This window comes from Klebsiella grimontii (genome assembly GCF_042137965.1).
GTDB classification, from domain to species: Bacteria; Pseudomonadota; Gammaproteobacteria; order Enterobacterales; family Enterobacteriaceae; genus Klebsiella; species Klebsiella grimontii.
The window spans coordinates 2,928,732-2,943,802 of sequence record NZ_CP169721.1; the positions used below are offsets into that span (position 1 = coordinate 2,928,732).

Sequence of the window (15,071 nt, forward strand, 5' to 3'; positions counted from 1 at the left end):
GTTTATTTTTATGGCAGAAACAACCTTTACCCTGTGGCGGCAGCGCCTTGGCTATGGCATCGCCGACCTCTCCTGCAACCTTGTGTGGCAGATGATCTCTCTTTATCTGATGTTCTTTTATACCGACGTGATGGGACTGCCCGCCTATTACGTTGGCCTGATGTTCCTCGTTACGCGTCTGGTGGACGGCGTTGCCGATGTGCTGATGGGGTTGGTTATCGACAACACCGCCACCCGCTGGGGACGCTGTCGTCCATACCTGCTGATCGGCGCGCTTCCCTTCGGACTGCTGTGTATTCTGGCCTTCTACGTGCCGGATTTCGGCACCACCGGTAAGCTGATCTACGCTTTTATCACCTACCTGTGCCTGTCGTTTCTCTATACCCTCGTCAACATTCCGTTCTGCGCCATGCTGCCGTTTCTGACGAACGACTCGCGCGAACGCACCACGCTGTCGGCGGTGCGTATCCTGCTCGGCTCGCTCGGCGCAACCATTGTCGCGGTCGCCACTCTGCCGCTGGTTAGCGCGCTGGGGAAAGGCAATCAGCAGCACGGTTTCTTCTATACGGCGGTGGTTTTCGGCGTTATTGCCACCTTTTTCCTGCTGGTGAGCTTTCGTAACGTTAAAGAAAATATCAGCATTACCCAGGAGCGCATGACCTTAAAACGCGCCTGGGTCAGCCTGCGCGCCAACCGGCCGTGGTTCGTCTTCGCCATTAATATTTTCCTGATGTGGGGCGCGTTCTTCTTCCAGACCGGGGCGCTGGTCTACTTCTTCCACTACTACGTCGGTAATAACGATCTCACGGCGATCGTCGCCGGGATCTCCACCTTCGTGCCGCTGCTGGGTACCCTCACCGTACCGCTGCTCGCCAGCCGCATGAAAAAGCGCCACGTTTATCTGGTCGCCAGCGCGATCAACCTGGTCGGCATGGGCATGATGATGGCGGCAGGCGTTAACAGCTGGGGGCTGATCGCCGGTGCGGTGGTGCTATCGCTTGGCGCCGGACAGCGCACGGCAATTTACTTCTCCATGCAGGCCGATCCGGTGGATTACGGGGTGTGGAAAACCGGCATCAATACCGCTGGCATTTTGACCTCTATCAACGGCTTTCTTGGCAAAGTGGCTATGGCGGGCGCGGGCGCTATTACCGGGGTACTGCTCTCATCCGGCGGCTATATCGCCAACCAGGCCCAAAGCGACGGCGCGATGCTGGCGATTAAAGCCTGCTACCTCTATATCCCGGCGCTGTTGATTGTCGCCTCGATGCTGTGGATAGGCCGTTTCTACCGCCTCGACGACCAGTACGAGCAGATCCGCGCCGACCTTGATGCCGGACGCCGCGCGCCGTCGGATGCGTCATCAGTCGCCGGAGAAAACCACGCCCTGTAAGGCGCTGCATACCCTTCATACCTCTGAAAAAATAAGGATTAATATGCGTATCTCTTTGATTAGCGCAGCGGTTTGCTGCGCCCTTTTTTCAGCTTACGGCGCGAGTGCGGCCCCGCTCAGCGGTGAACAACGTCTGGCGCAGCTGGAGGCCCGGCTTAACCATGCGGAGCAGGAGGCCGGAGAGGCCAAGCGTCAGGCGCAGCAGGCGGAGCTGCGCACCAGCGCGGCAGAACAGCGCGCGGCGGCGGCGGAAAAACAGGTGCAGACGTTAAGCCAGCGCACCGATGCCACGGAGCAAAAGCAGCAGGCTGCCGACAAACAGCTGGCGAAAACCCGCCTGAGCGATGGCTTTGAATTTAACGCCTACGCCCGCTCCGGAATGCTGGTCAACAGCCACGGCAAAGGCGCGCGCGGCGGTCCGGGGATCTCGCCGGCCAGTTCGCTCAACGGTGACGCCCATGTTGGCCGTCTCGGTAACGAGAAAGATAACTACGTCGAGCTGAGCTTCGGCAAGAAAATAACCTTCAGCGACGGGTCGTGGGCGCACTTTAAAACCATGCTGGCCGACGGCGCGACCAACCCGGATCCGTGGGTGCAGGATAACGATAGCCATCACCTGAACGTGCGCCAGCTGTACGTCGAGATGGGCAATTTCGCCGATTTTTCCGGGCCGTTCAGGAACGCCTCCATCTGGGCGGGCAAGCGTTTCGACCGCGATAACTTCGATATCCATTTTACCGATAGCGATATTATGTTCCTCGGCGGTACCGGCGGCGGGATCAATGACGTCAACTGGAACAGCGCGCTGCGCGGCGACTACTCGGTTTATGCGCGCAGCTTTGGCGATCTGGGTAGCGATAACTATGAAGATAACGATATCCAGAACCTGATGTTCACCGCCAACCACTTCTGGAACAACTGGCAGCTAATGACCACGGCAATGACCGCGCAGGGTAACGATTCGCTAAAGGATAATACGTCGACGACCGGCAGCTACGCCCTGCGCAGCGATAATACGGCGAAGAACGGCTACTATGCGATGCTGGCGTATCACGATAAACAGCGGTTCTACGGCCTGGCGCCGGGCGTATCGGAGAGCGCCCTGCAGTACGGCGGCGGACTGGGCGCCGAGGCGCGGCAGCCCGGCAGCGATGGCGATCTTACTGAAAACGCCAAATCTCTGCGCTTTGCGTCCTACGGTATTTTGCCGCTGGGCAAAAACTGGCAGCTTGCGCCATCGGTTATCGCCCAGCATAGCGAAGATCGCTATCGCGACGGCGACCGCTACGATTGGGCGACCTTCAACCTGCGGGTTTCGCAGGGGATCACCCGCAACTTCGCCCTGCTGTACGAGGCGTCCTGGCAATATATGGACCTCAATCCCCATGGACGAACCTATCGCTACGACAGCGGCGTGCATCAATACCAGGCGGTGAGCGGCGATTTTTACAAGCTGACCTTCGCCCCGACGTTCAAAGTGGGCGATGTATTGGATATTAAAGCGCGACCGGAGATACGTTTCTTTGTGACCTGGATGAACTGGGACAAGGATCTGGATCGCTACGCAATTAACGATGATTTCGGCAGTAAAGGCTTTACCGCCGGGGGGAACTGGAACTTCGGGGTACAGACGGAGATTTGGTTTTAATAAAGTTGCCCGTCCGGGGCAAACGCCTGGACGGGTTTATTTAAATACACGCTGTAACTTTATCGCTATGCCAGTTCTGTATGAAGTAAAATAAACTAATAAAATAAAAACCATAACAGGCTAAAAAGATAAAGGTTGTTTTTATAATTCCAACAAGTGACTTTCGTTTTTTCTCAACGATGAGAAGATCGTCAAACCTTTCTTGCTGTTGTTCTGGTGTTAAATTATTAAGTATTTTATTTTTTATATCATCGTGAATCTTTTTAAACGTTCGCTTTTCACCTGGAAAGCTACCGTGTAGAAGAAACAAAAAAATAAAGAAAAGCATAACGAATGCCAATATCCGAATACTGGGCTCAGTTACCCCCCAGCATCCAAGGGTAGCAATAAACAACCAGATACCATGAATGTTTGCTCGCGCTCTAAACCTATCAATATGAGTGCTGTATTTCTCGATTTCTTTCAAAATAGAATCATTGGTTTCCATACGTAATACTCTCCTTTTTAAATGTCCTCGGTTACGAAAGGGTGCAGATCCTGCCATTTTCGTTGCGAAGCGTAACGATTCAAATAACCTTCAACAAATTGATAATCAATGGATTGCCCTGAAGCAATAAAAGCAGCTTTCTGGATGCACCGGTTGGATGACGTCGTTTCGTTTCCCAGCTTTTAACTAGCTCATAGCTAACGCCAACGGCGGCGGCGAAGTCCTGCTGTTTTAAACCTGTGGCTTCGCGTATCGCTTTCACATCAACTTCGCTGAAGGTATGAACGTGGTGCACCTTCGGCGTTTGTTCACCCTTCTCAATCCTGACCATCTCTTCTGCACTAGCCAGCAGATCGGCAAACAATTCGTCTTTCATATACACCTCAGTTGGCTCTCTGGCGCTATCGATGTTTCAATCATTAATAGCTCAGCCTTACTTTATGTTTATTGGCTAGTTTAATAACTCAGCAACCTGCCTTAACATCTTTTTCTGCTCCTGGCTTAATTCATCCTGTTCATTTTTAGGATAGATGAGCGCCAGGTAAATTCTTCCCTTTATCGTTACATTATAGTAAATCACCCGCACGCCGCCGCGCTTGCCCGTTCCGGGACGACTCCAGCGGATTTTACGAAAACCTCCGGTTCCCGAAATGGTGTCACCTGCCTCAGGATCATTGATCAGGATTTCCTGAAAGGCCCGAAATTCATCATCCGGTAACAGCACCTGGCGTCGTTTACTGAAGCCTTGTAGTTCAATAAAAGTAAACATCTCATTCCCTGATGTCCTTACGACTTACCAGACAATATACATGTACTGTGTACAGTAATCAAAGGATTTTATGTACCCGGTACATTGTGACGCGTTGGCCCAGGACAAGACGTATCGCTCATGACCTGGCTTCAGTGCCCACGCTCCCGGGGGCGGCGCGATGCGCCTTGCCCGGGCTACCGAATCGCAGACCACTGAGGACCCGTAGCCCGGACAGATGCGCAGCATCGCCTCCGGGGGCCCGGGTTACATGCTGTAACCCGGCTTCTTAATCAACTGCTCCATCTGCGGGGCGATTTCGCTATCCCAGACCTGCTGCCAGTCGCTCGGTTCTACCTGCTGCAGGGCCACGCTCACCGAACTCTCTTTGCTGTTCAGATGGCGAATCAACACCTCGGTAATATCGGCGGCCAGCGCCGTTTTTTGTTCATCATTCAGCTCGCGGGGAAAACATTTAATATCAACGTGCGGCATAGCAGGCTCCTTATTGTCAAGACAATAAAGCTATCATAGCAGGCGACGTTCAGTTCTCATTTTGTGCTTTAAATCAGCTCGTTGCGACGCAGCACGGATTGGAGTTTGGGATGGCGATACACCGCATCCGCCACGGCGACGAATTTTGGCGTATGGGCCGCAAACCACTCCCGGCGCGGGCCCCAGGCGCACATCGCCGCGATATAGCAGTCGAGCAGGGTTATCTCCGCGCCCAGCGCATACGGCGCGGCGGCAAGCTGCTGCTCCAGCCACAAATAGAGCGATTTACGATAGCGGATGCAGCTTTCCCGCAGCTGCTCTGGCGCATCGGCGGCCCAGCGTTCGGGGTAATCCGCAAAGGTAAAGGTGGGATAAACGTTCGCCACCAGCCAGATGAGCAGACGCTGAAAGGCATGCCGCTGCGGCGAGCCCGGCGCCGGGGCCAGATCCGGCCGCCTGTCGAGAATCATCAGGGCGATAGCGGCGGTTTCGGTCATCACGCTGCCGTCTGCAAGCGTCAGGGTCGGCACCTGACACAGCGGGTTTATCTGTTTGAGGCGGTCGCGCTGCGGGCCCGGCTGGTCAAAGCCCTCAACGTTGACAAAATAGTACGGGATATCGGCCAGCGTCAGCATCAGTTCGCTAATTGTCGACCCCCAGCCGGGTACGCCATAGACGGTGATCATGTTCTGCGCCCTCGTGAATTCGCCGCACAGGAGCGCGGCGGCGGCAGGTTTAGCCATGTTGCAGTATAGATTCGATCGCGCGATGCCGCTATAGAACGCCCTACGCCGACTCCCGCGCCACCAGGTGAAAGCCGATATCAATAATCACGTCCCCTTCACCGCCGCCTTCGATGCGGTCGGCGAGCAGCGTGGCCGCCTGCTCGCCGATGGCGTGACGGTCGACGCTGACGGTGGTGATCGCCGGACGGTTGCTGGCGGCGAAGTCCAGATCGCCAAAACCGATCACCGCCAGATCCTGCGGCACGCGCAGACCCCGGCTTTCGGCTTCCATAATCGCCCCCTGGGCAAGGGTATCGGAGCTGCAGACGATAACGTCAAATTCGCCGCCAGCGAGCAGCTCGGCCAGGCCGCGACGCCCCAGCGCCAGTGATGCCGGAAGCGGCACTTCGACCTGCGGCGCATCGTCAATGCCATTTTTGGCCAGCCGTGCGCAGAGCCCCTGCTTTCGCAACGTCGCGCGCGCGTCGCCGGCCCACAGCAGACCCGGTCGGCGGTAGCCTTTTTCCAGCAGATACTCGCCAATGGTTTCACCGACTTTTTCATGCGAAAAACCGACCAGCATATCCAGCGGCGTCGGGGTGAGATCCCAGATCTCCACCACCGGCGTAGCGGCGTTGAGAATCGTCTTCTTCAACGCCGGGGCGTGCTGAATGCCGGTCAACACGACGCCATCCGGACGCCGGGAGAGTAAGGTTGCGACCAGCTCGGCTTCGGTCTGTCGGCTGTAGCCCGCCACGCACAGCAGCATATGGTAGCCGCGCGCCGCCAGGGTATCGCTCAGCGCCTGGATGGTATCGACAAACATATTGTTGTTAATTTGCGGCACCACCACGGCCACCAGCTTGCTGCGCCTGGAGGCCAGGCCGCCGGCCAGCGCGTTGGGGATGTAGCCCGTCGCCTGCACCGCCTGCATCACTTTCTCGACCGTTTTTGGCCGTACCAGCTGCGGCGTATTCAGCGCCCGACTAACCGTCATCGATGACAACCCGGCGCTGCGGGCAACGTCATCCAGCGTCGGCGCGCGCGTCGGTTTTCTGCTTTTCACGACTAAGCCCCTGTGTTGAGTCGTTTCCTGTGGGCATTATTGATGATGGCCCGCGCAATTGCCAGCGCCCTCCGGGACATCTCTAAGAGAATCAACGACCTGAAAAACAAAATGTTATCGCTATCATTATGCTTTGTAACTTTTCACAAACCTTTTTGGATCGTGACCTGCGCTGCATAATTTCACTCGTTATAACCGCTAATTGTGATCGTTTGTACAAATTAAAATCACTGTCGTAGCGTAAAGACAATTCCAGGATTAAAAATGTTAGCGCAAACATTTTATCACTAAAAAGGAACTGACTATGACCTCGAGTGCTAATTCCGAGTCCGTGACCTACGCCAAAGCTTCCGGCGTCAAAACCGCCGCTGAGACCGGTGACCGTATTGAACACGTCAAACTGTCGCTGGCTTTTCTGCCGCTGGCGACCCCCGTCAGCGATGCAAAAGTTCTGACCGGTCGACAAAAGCCGCTGACCGAAGTGGCGATTATCATCGCCGAAATCCGCTCCCGGGACGGTTTTGAAGGCGTCGGCTTTAGCTATTCCAAGCGCGCGGGCGGCCAGGGCATTTACGCCCACGCCAAAGAGATCGCCGATAATCTGCTCGGCGAAGACCCGAACGATATCGACAAGATCTACACCAAACTGCTGTGGGCCGGGGCTTCCGTAGGTCGTAGCGGCATGGCCGTACAGGCCATCTCCCCTCTCGATATTGCGCTGTGGGATATGAAAGCCAAACGCGCCGGACTCCCGCTGGCGAAGCTACTCGGCTCGCATCGTGATTCCGTCCAGTGCTACAACACCTCCGGCGGCTTCCTGCATACCCCGCTGGATCAGGTATTGAAAAACGTGGCTATCTCCCGCGAAAACGGCATTGGCGGGATTAAGCTGAAAGTCGGTCAGCCGAATACCGCTGAGGATATTCGTCGTCTGACGGCGGTGCGCGAGGTGCTGGGCGATGACTTCCCGTTAATGGTCGACGCCAATCAGCAGTGGGATCGCGAAACCGCTATCCGCATGGGGCGCAAAATGGAGCCGTTCAACCTGATCTGGATTGAAGAACCCCTTGACGCTTACGACGTTGAAGGCCACGCGCAGCTCGCCGCCGCGCTGGATACACCGATTGCCACCGGCGAGATGCTGACCAGCTTCCGCGAACACGAGCAGCTGATCCTCGGCAACGCCAGCGACTTTGTCCAGCCGGACGCCCCGCGCGTCGGCGGGATCTCCCCGTTCCTGAAAATTATGGATCTGGCGGCGAAGCACGGTCGCAAGCTGGCCCCGCACTTTGCGATGGAGGTGCACCTGCATCTCGCCGCCGCCTACCCGCTCGAGCCGTGGCTGGAGCATTTCGAGTGGCTGAACCCGTTGTTTAACGAACAGCTGGAGCTGCGCGACGGGCGGATGTGGGTTTCCGAACGCCACGGTCTGGGCTTCACCCTGAGCGAACAGGCCCGCCGCTGGACCCAGCAAAGCTGCGAGTTTGGTAAACGTCCTTAACAGAATTCCCCGGATGGCGGCGTAAACGCCTTATCCGGGCTACAGGCCCAGTCGCCCGGCCAAGGCGTATTAAGCGCCGCCCCCGGGAGAATACAGCGTTTTCCCGGAGGCGATGCTGCGCATTTGTTCGGGCTACCGGTCCGCAGGCGACTGAAAACCCGTAGCCCTTCCGGGGAAATACCTCTTATTGCCTGTACCCACAATACACAACCCTGCAAAGGAGTTGATTAAAATGCAACAGCAATTAAAACGCAGCAACGTGCGTTACGGTATATTACTGTTTTTATTTCTGGCTACCGTATTTAATTATGCCGACCGGGCAACGCTGTCCGTCGTCGCGCCTATTATGAGCAAAGAGTTAGGTTTTGATCCCGAGGCGATGGGGCTGGCCTTTTCCGTTTTTGGTATCTCCTACGTCATTATGCAAATACCCGGCGGCTGGCTGTTGGATAAATATGGTTCGCGGCTGGTCTACGGCTGCGCGCTAATTGGCTGGTCGATCGTCACCATGTTCCAGGGCACCATCTATATGTTCGCCAGCCCGCTGGTAGCGCTGGTTATTCTGCGCCTGATGATGGGGGCGATTGAAGCCCCAGCCTTCCCCGCCAACAGCCGTCTGAGCGTGCAATGGTTTCCCAATAAAGAGCGCGGATTCGTCACCTCGGTCTATCAGGCCGCGCAGTATATCTCTTTGGGGATTATTACGCCGCTGATGACCATTATTCTGCATAATTTAAGCTGGCACTACGTATTTTATTATATTGGCGCTATCGGCGTGGTGCTGGGGATATTCTGGCTGGTAAAAGTAAGAGATCCCTCTCATCATCCAAAAATTAACCAGCAGGAGCTAGACTATATTCGTGAAGGCGGCGGCGAGCCGGAGTTAGGCACGAAAAAAACGCAGCAGAAATTAACCCTCGCGCAAATCAAAAGCGTCTGCGTCAATCGTATGATGATCGGGGTATATATTGGCCAGTTCTGCGTAACGTCCATTACCTGGTTCTTCCTGACGTGGTTTCCCACCTATCTCTATCAGGCCAAAGGTATGTCGATCCTGAAAGTCGGCTTTGTCGCCAGTATCCCAGCCATTGCCGGATTTATCGGCGGCCTGCTGGGCGGCGTATTCTCGGACTGGCTGTTGAAACGCGGCTACAGCCTGACGACCGCCCGCAAGCTGCCGGTGATCTGCGGCATGCTGCTCTCCTGCGTGATTGTTGTCGCCAACTACACCACCTCGGAAGTGGTGGTGATCGCCGCCATGAGCGTGGCCTTCTTTGCTAAAGGGTTCGGTAACCTCGGCTGGTGCGTGCTGAGCGACACCTCGCCGAAGGAGATGCTCGGTATTGCCGGCGGCGTGTTCAACATGTGCGGCAACCTGGCGAGCATCATCACGCCGCTGGTCATCGGCGTGATCATCGCCAACACCCACTCGTTTGATTACGCCATCCTGTACGTCGGCTCCATGGGCGTACTGGGGTTGTTCTCCTATCTGTTTATCGTCGGGCCGCTGGATCGTTTGACGCTGACCCCGCGCGCCGCCTGATTTAACACCCTGGCGAGGATTCGCCCCCGCTGTTTCGCATCACACTCCTGCGAAACAGCGGTTTTTTAATAGGTTATCCCCGGCGGATTCACCGTCGATTGCGTCACCTCTTCGCCCTGCTCGCCCCAGCGCGCCAGCACCTTCTGGTATTCCCCGCGAGCAATCGCGCCATTTAGCGCCGCCTGCAGCGCCACCACCAGGCCGTTGCCCTTTTTGGTCGTCGTGGCAACGTACGCTTTTTTCGGCCCCAGGCCGACGACTTTGGTTTTGCCGCTGAGCGCCGCTTTATAGGCCGCCACCGACTGCGGCCCAAAGAACACATCCGCGCGCCCGGACTGAATATAGAGATTGCCCGAAGCGTCATCGGTCAGGTAGATCGGCAGCGCCGGTTGACGCCCGGCGGCTTCATTTTCGGCGTTCCAGCCGAGCAAAATCCGCTCCTGATTGGTCCCGGACCCGACGATCACCTTTTTGCCCGCGAGATCCGCCGGTCCGCTGACGCTGGCGATATCGCTGGTCGATTTCACGGAAAAGGCCAGCGAATCGACGCGATAGGTCGCAAAATCAAACTTCTCTTTCCGCTGCTCGGTCACCGCAATATTGACCAGCGCCACGTCGTAGCGACCGGAAGTCATCCCCAGCGGCCAGTCCTCCCAGGCGGTGGGCACCAGCTTCAGCTTTAGCCCGAGGCTGCCGGCCAGCAGCCTGGCGATATCCGGGTCGCTGCCGATACGCGTGCGGTTATCGCTGGCCAACAGCGCCAGCGGCGGCGAGTTGAGCGCCGAAATCGCCACCGTTAAGGTGCCCGGCTCGACGAAGGCGTAATTTGCCGGGATCTTCGCGATCGCCTGCTCATCGCGGGTCACCGGCAGCGGCTGCTCGTTGGCGCGCAGGTCGATAGCCGCCTGCGATGCCGCGGATAAAGATAATAACGTCAGGGCTAAAAGTCCGTTTCTCATGCCGCTAATACCCTCGATAAGAACTGCCGCGTCCGCGGGTGCTGCGGGTGGTTCAGCACGGCGTCGCTGCCGCCCTGCTCGACAATTTTGCCGTCGACCATAAACACCACCCGATCCGCCACCTCTTTCGCAAAGCCGATTTCATGGGTCACCACCACCAGGGTAGTGCCGGAGCGCGCCAGCTTTTTAATCACATCCAGCACTTCCCCCACCAGCTCAGGGTCAAGCGCGGAGGTCGGTTCATCAAACAAAATCACCCGCGGGTTCAGCGCCAGCGCCCGGGCAATGGCGATGCGCTGCTGCTGCCCGCCGGACAGGTGTCGCGACCAGGCATCGGCTTTGTTGCGCAGTCCGACCACGTCCAGCAGGTCATACGCCCGCGCGATAGCCTCTTTGCGGGTCGCCTGTTTGTGGGCGATGGGCGCCTCAATCAGGTTTTCCAGCACCGTCAGATGCGGGAACAGATTGAAGTTCTGAAATACGTAGCCGACGTTGACCCGCTGGCGGAGGATCTCTTTCTCTTTCAGTTCGTACAGCTTGTCGCCTTTGCGGCGATAGCCGATATAGTCGCCATCGATCTGGATAAAGCCTTCATCGACGCGCTCCAGGTGGTTAATCGCCCGCAGCAGCGTCGATTTTCCCGAGCCGGACGGCCCGAGGATCACCGTTACCGTGCCGGGTTCGATTTCCAGCGACACGTCATCCAGCGCTTTATGGCGGCCAAAGTATTTGCTGACGCCGGTAATGGAAATATGACCGTTACGAGAGTTGGACATGGACAGGCTCCTGCGGTTGTGGGCGGCGAACGGGTTCAGCGCGACGGCTGCTGCGGGCGGTATTGACCGCTGAGCGGCGTTCGCTGCGGGCCAGGCCGCGCTCGACCAGATACTGAATCAGCGACAGCACGCTGGTGATCACCAGATACCAGGCGGCGCCGACCATCAGCAGCGGAATGACTTCCTGGGTGCGGTTGTAGATCATCTGGATGGTGTAAAACAGCTCCGGCATCGCCAGCACGTAAACCATCGCCGTCCCCTTGGCGAGGCTGATAATTTCGTTAAAGCCCGCCGGTAAAATGGTGCGCAGCGCCTGCGGCAGGATAATGCGCAGCGTGCGACGGCTGGCCGGAAGCCCCAGCGCCGCCGCCGCTTCATACTGACCGTGATCGACGCCAAGGAAGCCGCCGCGGATAATTTCGGCGGTGTAGGCGCTTTGCACGAGGGTCAGCCCGACAACGGCAGTGGAAAACTGTCCCAGCACGTTGATGGTCTCAAAGCTGGCCCAGCTAATGCCGGTGAACGGGATACCGATCGATAACCTGTCGTAGAGATAAGAGAAGTTGTAGAGAATAATCAGCACCACGATCAGCGGCAGCGAGCGGAACAGCCAGATATAGCCCCAGGCCAGGCTGCTCAGCAGCCATGAGCTGGAGAGGCGGGCCAGCGCCAGCAGGCCGCCGAGAATAACGCTCAGCGCCGTCGCCAGCAGGGTCAGCAGCAGCGTCTGCCCGAGGCCCTCGAGGATCACCGGGTCAAAGAACCAGCGGGCAAAAACGCCCCACTCCCAGCGCGGGTTAAAGGCGACGGATTGAATCACCACCGCCAGCGCCAGCAGCGCCAGCGCCGCGCCTACCGCCCGCAGCGGATAGCGCGCGGGGACAACCTTAATCGTTTCCGGGGTATGCATAGGGGCTCCTTAAGCGCTCTGGCTTAGCGCGCTGACCGCCAGCGCTTTGGTGAAGCGCAGTCGGCCATCAAACGGCGGCAGACTGTACTCTTCCGGATCGCGGCTGAGGTCAAACTGCGCCTCGTAGCCCTGGCTCAGGTAGAGCCGCACCGCTTCCGGCTGCCGAAAACCGGTGGTCAGATAGATATGGCTGTAGCCGGCAAGCAGCGCCCGACGCTCCAGCTCCTGCACCACTTTCGCCGCCAGCCCCTGCTGGCGCAGACGGCGATGGGTCCAGATACGTTTGATTTCCGCCGTATGGGCGTCTTTCGGTTTGTACGCGCCGGTGGCGATAATTTCGCCCTCGCGCTCCAGCACGATAAACAGCCCCTGCGGCGCCAGATACCATTCAGTCAGCTCGATTTCGGCATCGCGGGAGAAGTAGTCGCCGTAGCGCGCGGCGTACTCACCGAACAGGCCCTCAATAATCGGCTGCAGCTCCGGGGTTTCCGGAGAGACATCGCGGAAAATATCGCTCATCATGCCTCCTGTTAGTCGCCGAGTCCGGCCGGGTTGATTTCCGATTGCGGGATGCTCTCCACGCCTTCGCCCCAGCGGTTCAGTACCTTCGCGTAATCGCCGCTGCGGATAGCGCCGTTCAGCGCCGTCTGTACCGGTTCAACCAGACCGCTGCCTTTTTTCACCGTCACGGCGATATGCGCCGCCTTCGGCCAGCCGCCGTCAACGCTGCCCACCAGCTTGGTTTTGCCGGTCAGCGCCGCTTTCCACGCGCCGATCACGTTGGGGCCGAAGAAGGCGTCGGGCGCCCGGACTGCAGCGCCAGGGTTTGGGCGGCGTCATCTTTGGTATAAACCGGGGTAAACGGCTTCAGCCCCTTCTTAAGGTTCTCGGCGTTCCACGCCAGCAGGATCGCTTCCTGATTGGTACCGGAGCCGACGATTATCCGCAGCCCGGCGATATCTTCGGCTTTTTCAATTTTGCTCAGCGGGCTGCCGCTCTTGACGTAGAAACCCAGTGAATCTTTGCGGTAGGTGGCGAAGTCAAACTTCTCTTTGCGCTCTTTGGTTACGGTGATATTGCTGACCGCCGCATCATATTTGCCGGAGGCGACGCCGAGCGGCCAGTCTTCCCATGATGTCGGTACCACGTTCAGCTCAAGCCCAAGGCTGTCGGCCACCAGGCGGGCGATATCCACTTCGCTGCCGAGCAGGGTTTTGTTATCGTCAGAAAACACGGTCAGCGGCGGCGAGTTCAGCGCGGCGACCGCGACGGTCAGTTTGCCCGGCACCGCCAGGTGAAGATCTTTTGGCAACTGCGCGATAGCTTGCGGGTTTTTCGCCGTATGAATCGGCGTTTTGTTAGCTTCGAGGCTCACGCCGGTGCCGTTGATCGTGACGTTCTGCGCCCAGGATGAGGCGCTAACGGCCAGCGCAAGCGCCAGGAGTAGCGATTTTTTCTGCGTTTTCTGCATAGCGGGTGTTCTCTATTATTGTTTTTGGAATTGATTAACGGGCTCTGCCAGCCCTAAGCTTTCGCGCAGCGTGGCGCCGGGATATTCCCGGCGGAATAATCCGCGCTGCTGAAGAATGGGTACGACCTGATCCACAAAGCGCGGGAAGGTGTCCGGCGTGCCGCCCTGGATAATAAAACCGTCCGCCGCGCGCTGTTCAAACCACTGCTGTAGCCCATCTGCCACCTCTGCGGCGGTTCCGGCAAAACGCGGTCGCGGGCTGGCTGCCTCCAGCGCCACCTGGCGCAAGGTCAGGCCGCGTTCGCGGGCGTTGCGTTTTATCTCGTCGGTGGTGCTGCGAAAGCTGTTCTGCCCGAGGTCGCCGATATCCGGAAACGCCTCGTCCAGCGGATATTGGGAGAAATCGTGATGCTCAAAATAGCGGCCGAGGTAATTCAGCGCGTCCTCAATCGATACCAGCGCGGCGGTGGTCTGGTATTGCTGCTCCACATCGTCGGCGCTATCGCCAACGATGACGCTGACGCCCTGGAATATGTGTAGTTCGCTCTCCCGGCGGCCGTGCGCTTCGAGCTGGCTTTTGACGTCGCGATAAAAGGCCTGCGCCTCCGCCAGCGATTCCTGATGGGTAAAAATAGCGTCGGCGTGGCTGGCGGCTAATTTTTTGCCGTCATCGGATGCGCCCGCCTGAAAGATAATCGGTCGCCCCTGCGGCGTGCGGGCAATATTTAGCGGACCGGCTACTTTAAAGAAATCGCCGTGATGATTAAGCGTGTGCAGCTTATTTTTATCAAAGAACTGGCCGCTCTCTTTATTCCGAATAAACGCATCCTGCTCCCAGGAGTCCCACAGGCCTTTGACAACCCGCAGATATTCATCGGCAATGCGGTAGCGCAGAGCATGATCGGGATGCTGGGCGCGGGAGAAGTTTTTCGCCGAGCCCTCCAGCGGCGAGGTGACCACGTTCCAGCCCGCGCGCCCGCCGCTCAGATGATCGAGGCTGGCGAACTGGCGGGCGGTGGTAAAGGGTTCGCTGTAGGAGGTCGACAGGGTACCAACCAGGCCTAAACGCGTGGTTACCGCCGCCAGGGTGGATAATACCGTCAGCGGTTCAAAACGATTTAAAAAATGCGGGATCGATTTTTCATTAATATATAAGCCGTCGGCGACAAAAATAAAATCGAGCTTGCCCTCTTCCGCTTTTAGCGCCGTCTGCTTAACGAACTCAAAGTTAATACTGGCGTCGGCCAGCGCGACCGGATGGCGCCATGCCGACATATTTCCCGATGCGCCATGTAATATAGTGCCAATACGCAGCTGCCGTTGTTCAGACATCGTTAATCCTTAGTCTA

14 protein-coding genes and 1 pseudogene are annotated in these 15,071 nt (G+C 57.5%); 4 read left to right on the top strand and 11 right to left on the bottom strand.

The window, feature by feature from the left end; genetic code table 11:
- Positions 1 to 10 precede the first annotated feature (10 nt).
- Together ACE3MN_RS13805 and ACE3MN_RS13810 are read left to right on the top strand one after the other, a co-directional pair.
- Positions 11 to 1,393: a glycoside-pentoside-hexuronide (GPH):cation symporter gene (locus tag ACE3MN_RS13805; protein WP_049086333.1), complete on the top strand. Its 1,383-nt coding sequence runs from the start codon at positions 11 to 13 to the stop codon at positions 1,391 to 1,393.
- Positions 1,394 to 1,436: 43 nt separating this feature from the next.
- Complete coding sequence (locus tag ACE3MN_RS13810) at positions 1,437 to 3,041, top strand: carbohydrate porin (RefSeq protein WP_102649843.1); 1,605 nt, start codon at positions 1,437 to 1,439, stop codon at positions 3,039 to 3,041.
- Between the two features lie 40 nt (positions 3,042 to 3,081).
- Here ACE3MN_RS13810 and ACE3MN_RS13815 read toward each other — a convergent pair whose 3' ends face one another.
- From ACE3MN_RS13815 to ACE3MN_RS13840, 6 genes are all read right to left on the bottom strand, one after another.
- Entirely contained in the window at positions 3,082 to 3,528 is a 447-nt protein-coding gene (locus ACE3MN_RS13815) for a hypothetical protein (protein ID WP_024358251.1), read from the bottom strand.
- Between the two features lie 79 nt (positions 3,529 to 3,607).
- Positions 3,608 to 3,904: a NadS family protein gene (nadS, locus tag ACE3MN_RS13820; protein WP_004138143.1), complete on the bottom strand. Its 297-nt coding sequence runs from the start codon at positions 3,902 to 3,904 to the stop codon at positions 3,608 to 3,610.
- Positions 3,905 to 3,979: 75 nt separating this feature from the next.
- Entirely contained in the window at positions 3,980 to 4,297 is a 318-nt protein-coding gene (locus tag ACE3MN_RS13825) for a type II toxin-antitoxin system RelE/ParE family toxin (RefSeq protein WP_004138145.1), read from the bottom strand.
- Between the two features lie 246 nt (positions 4,298 to 4,543).
- Positions 4,544 to 4,771, bottom strand: coding sequence for a tautomerase PptA (gene pptA, locus ACE3MN_RS13830; protein ID WP_004138159.1), 228 nt, complete (start codon positions 4,769 to 4,771; stop codon positions 4,544 to 4,546).
- Between the two features lie 68 nt (positions 4,772 to 4,839).
- A complete protein-coding gene (locus ACE3MN_RS13835) occupies positions 4,840 to 5,457 on the bottom strand; it encodes a glutathione S-transferase family protein (protein ID WP_049131578.1) in 618 nt (205 codons plus the stop codon).
- Positions 5,458 to 5,557: 100 nt separating this feature from the next.
- Positions 5,558 to 6,562, bottom strand: coding sequence for a LacI family DNA-binding transcriptional regulator (locus ACE3MN_RS13840; RefSeq protein WP_004138163.1), 1,005 nt, complete (start codon positions 6,560 to 6,562; stop codon positions 5,558 to 5,560).
- Between the two features lie 304 nt (positions 6,563 to 6,866).
- Here ACE3MN_RS13840 and ACE3MN_RS13845 point away from each other — a divergent pair, with 304 nt between their 5' ends.
- Positions 6,867 to 8,063 carry an L-talarate/galactarate dehydratase gene (locus ACE3MN_RS13845; RefSeq protein WP_004138165.1) on the top strand — a complete coding sequence of 399 codons (1,197 nt, stop codon included), beginning with the start codon at positions 6,867 to 6,869 and terminating at the stop codon, positions 8,061 to 8,063.
- Positions 8,064 to 8,295: 232 nt separating this feature from the next.
- Entirely contained in the window at positions 8,296 to 9,606 is a 1,311-nt protein-coding gene (locus ACE3MN_RS13850; RefSeq protein WP_004138166.1) for an MFS transporter, read from the top strand.
- A 65-nt stretch (positions 9,607 to 9,671) separates the two neighbouring features.
- Here the strand turns inward: ACE3MN_RS13850 and ACE3MN_RS13855 are convergent, their stop codons facing one another.
- The 5 genes and pseudogenes from ACE3MN_RS13855 to ACE3MN_RS13875 all read right to left on the bottom strand — a co-directional run bounded on the left by ACE3MN_RS13855 (position 9,672) and on the right by ACE3MN_RS13875 (position 15,054).
- Complete coding sequence (locus ACE3MN_RS13855; protein WP_177916601.1) at positions 9,672 to 10,565, bottom strand: transporter substrate-binding domain-containing protein; 894 nt, start codon at positions 10,563 to 10,565, stop codon at positions 9,672 to 9,674.
- The gene (locus ACE3MN_RS13860; RefSeq protein WP_004138168.1) at positions 10,562 to 11,341 is read right to left on the bottom strand and encodes an amino acid ABC transporter ATP-binding protein; all 780 of its coding nucleotides are present in this window, start codon (positions 11,339 to 11,341) and stop codon (positions 10,562 to 10,564) included. The genes ACE3MN_RS13855 and ACE3MN_RS13860 overlap by 4 nt, the downstream gene beginning before the upstream one ends.
- Positions 11,325 to 12,251, bottom strand: coding sequence for an amino acid ABC transporter permease (locus ACE3MN_RS13865; RefSeq protein WP_049103128.1), 927 nt, complete (start codon positions 12,249 to 12,251; stop codon positions 11,325 to 11,327). Before ACE3MN_RS13865 ends, ACE3MN_RS13860 begins: the two co-directional genes overlap by 17 nt.
- A gap of 9 nt (positions 12,252 to 12,260) precedes the next feature.
- On the bottom strand, positions 12,261 to 12,770 hold the full coding sequence (locus ACE3MN_RS13870; protein WP_004138170.1) for a GNAT family N-acetyltransferase: 510 nt from the start codon (positions 12,768 to 12,770) through the stop codon (positions 12,261 to 12,263).
- An 11-nt stretch (positions 12,771 to 12,781) separates the two neighbouring features.
- Positions 12,782 to 15,054 (bottom strand): annotated as a pseudogene (locus ACE3MN_RS13875) (NtaA/DmoA family FMN-dependent monooxygenase).
- Positions 15,055 to 15,071 lie beyond the last annotated feature (17 nt).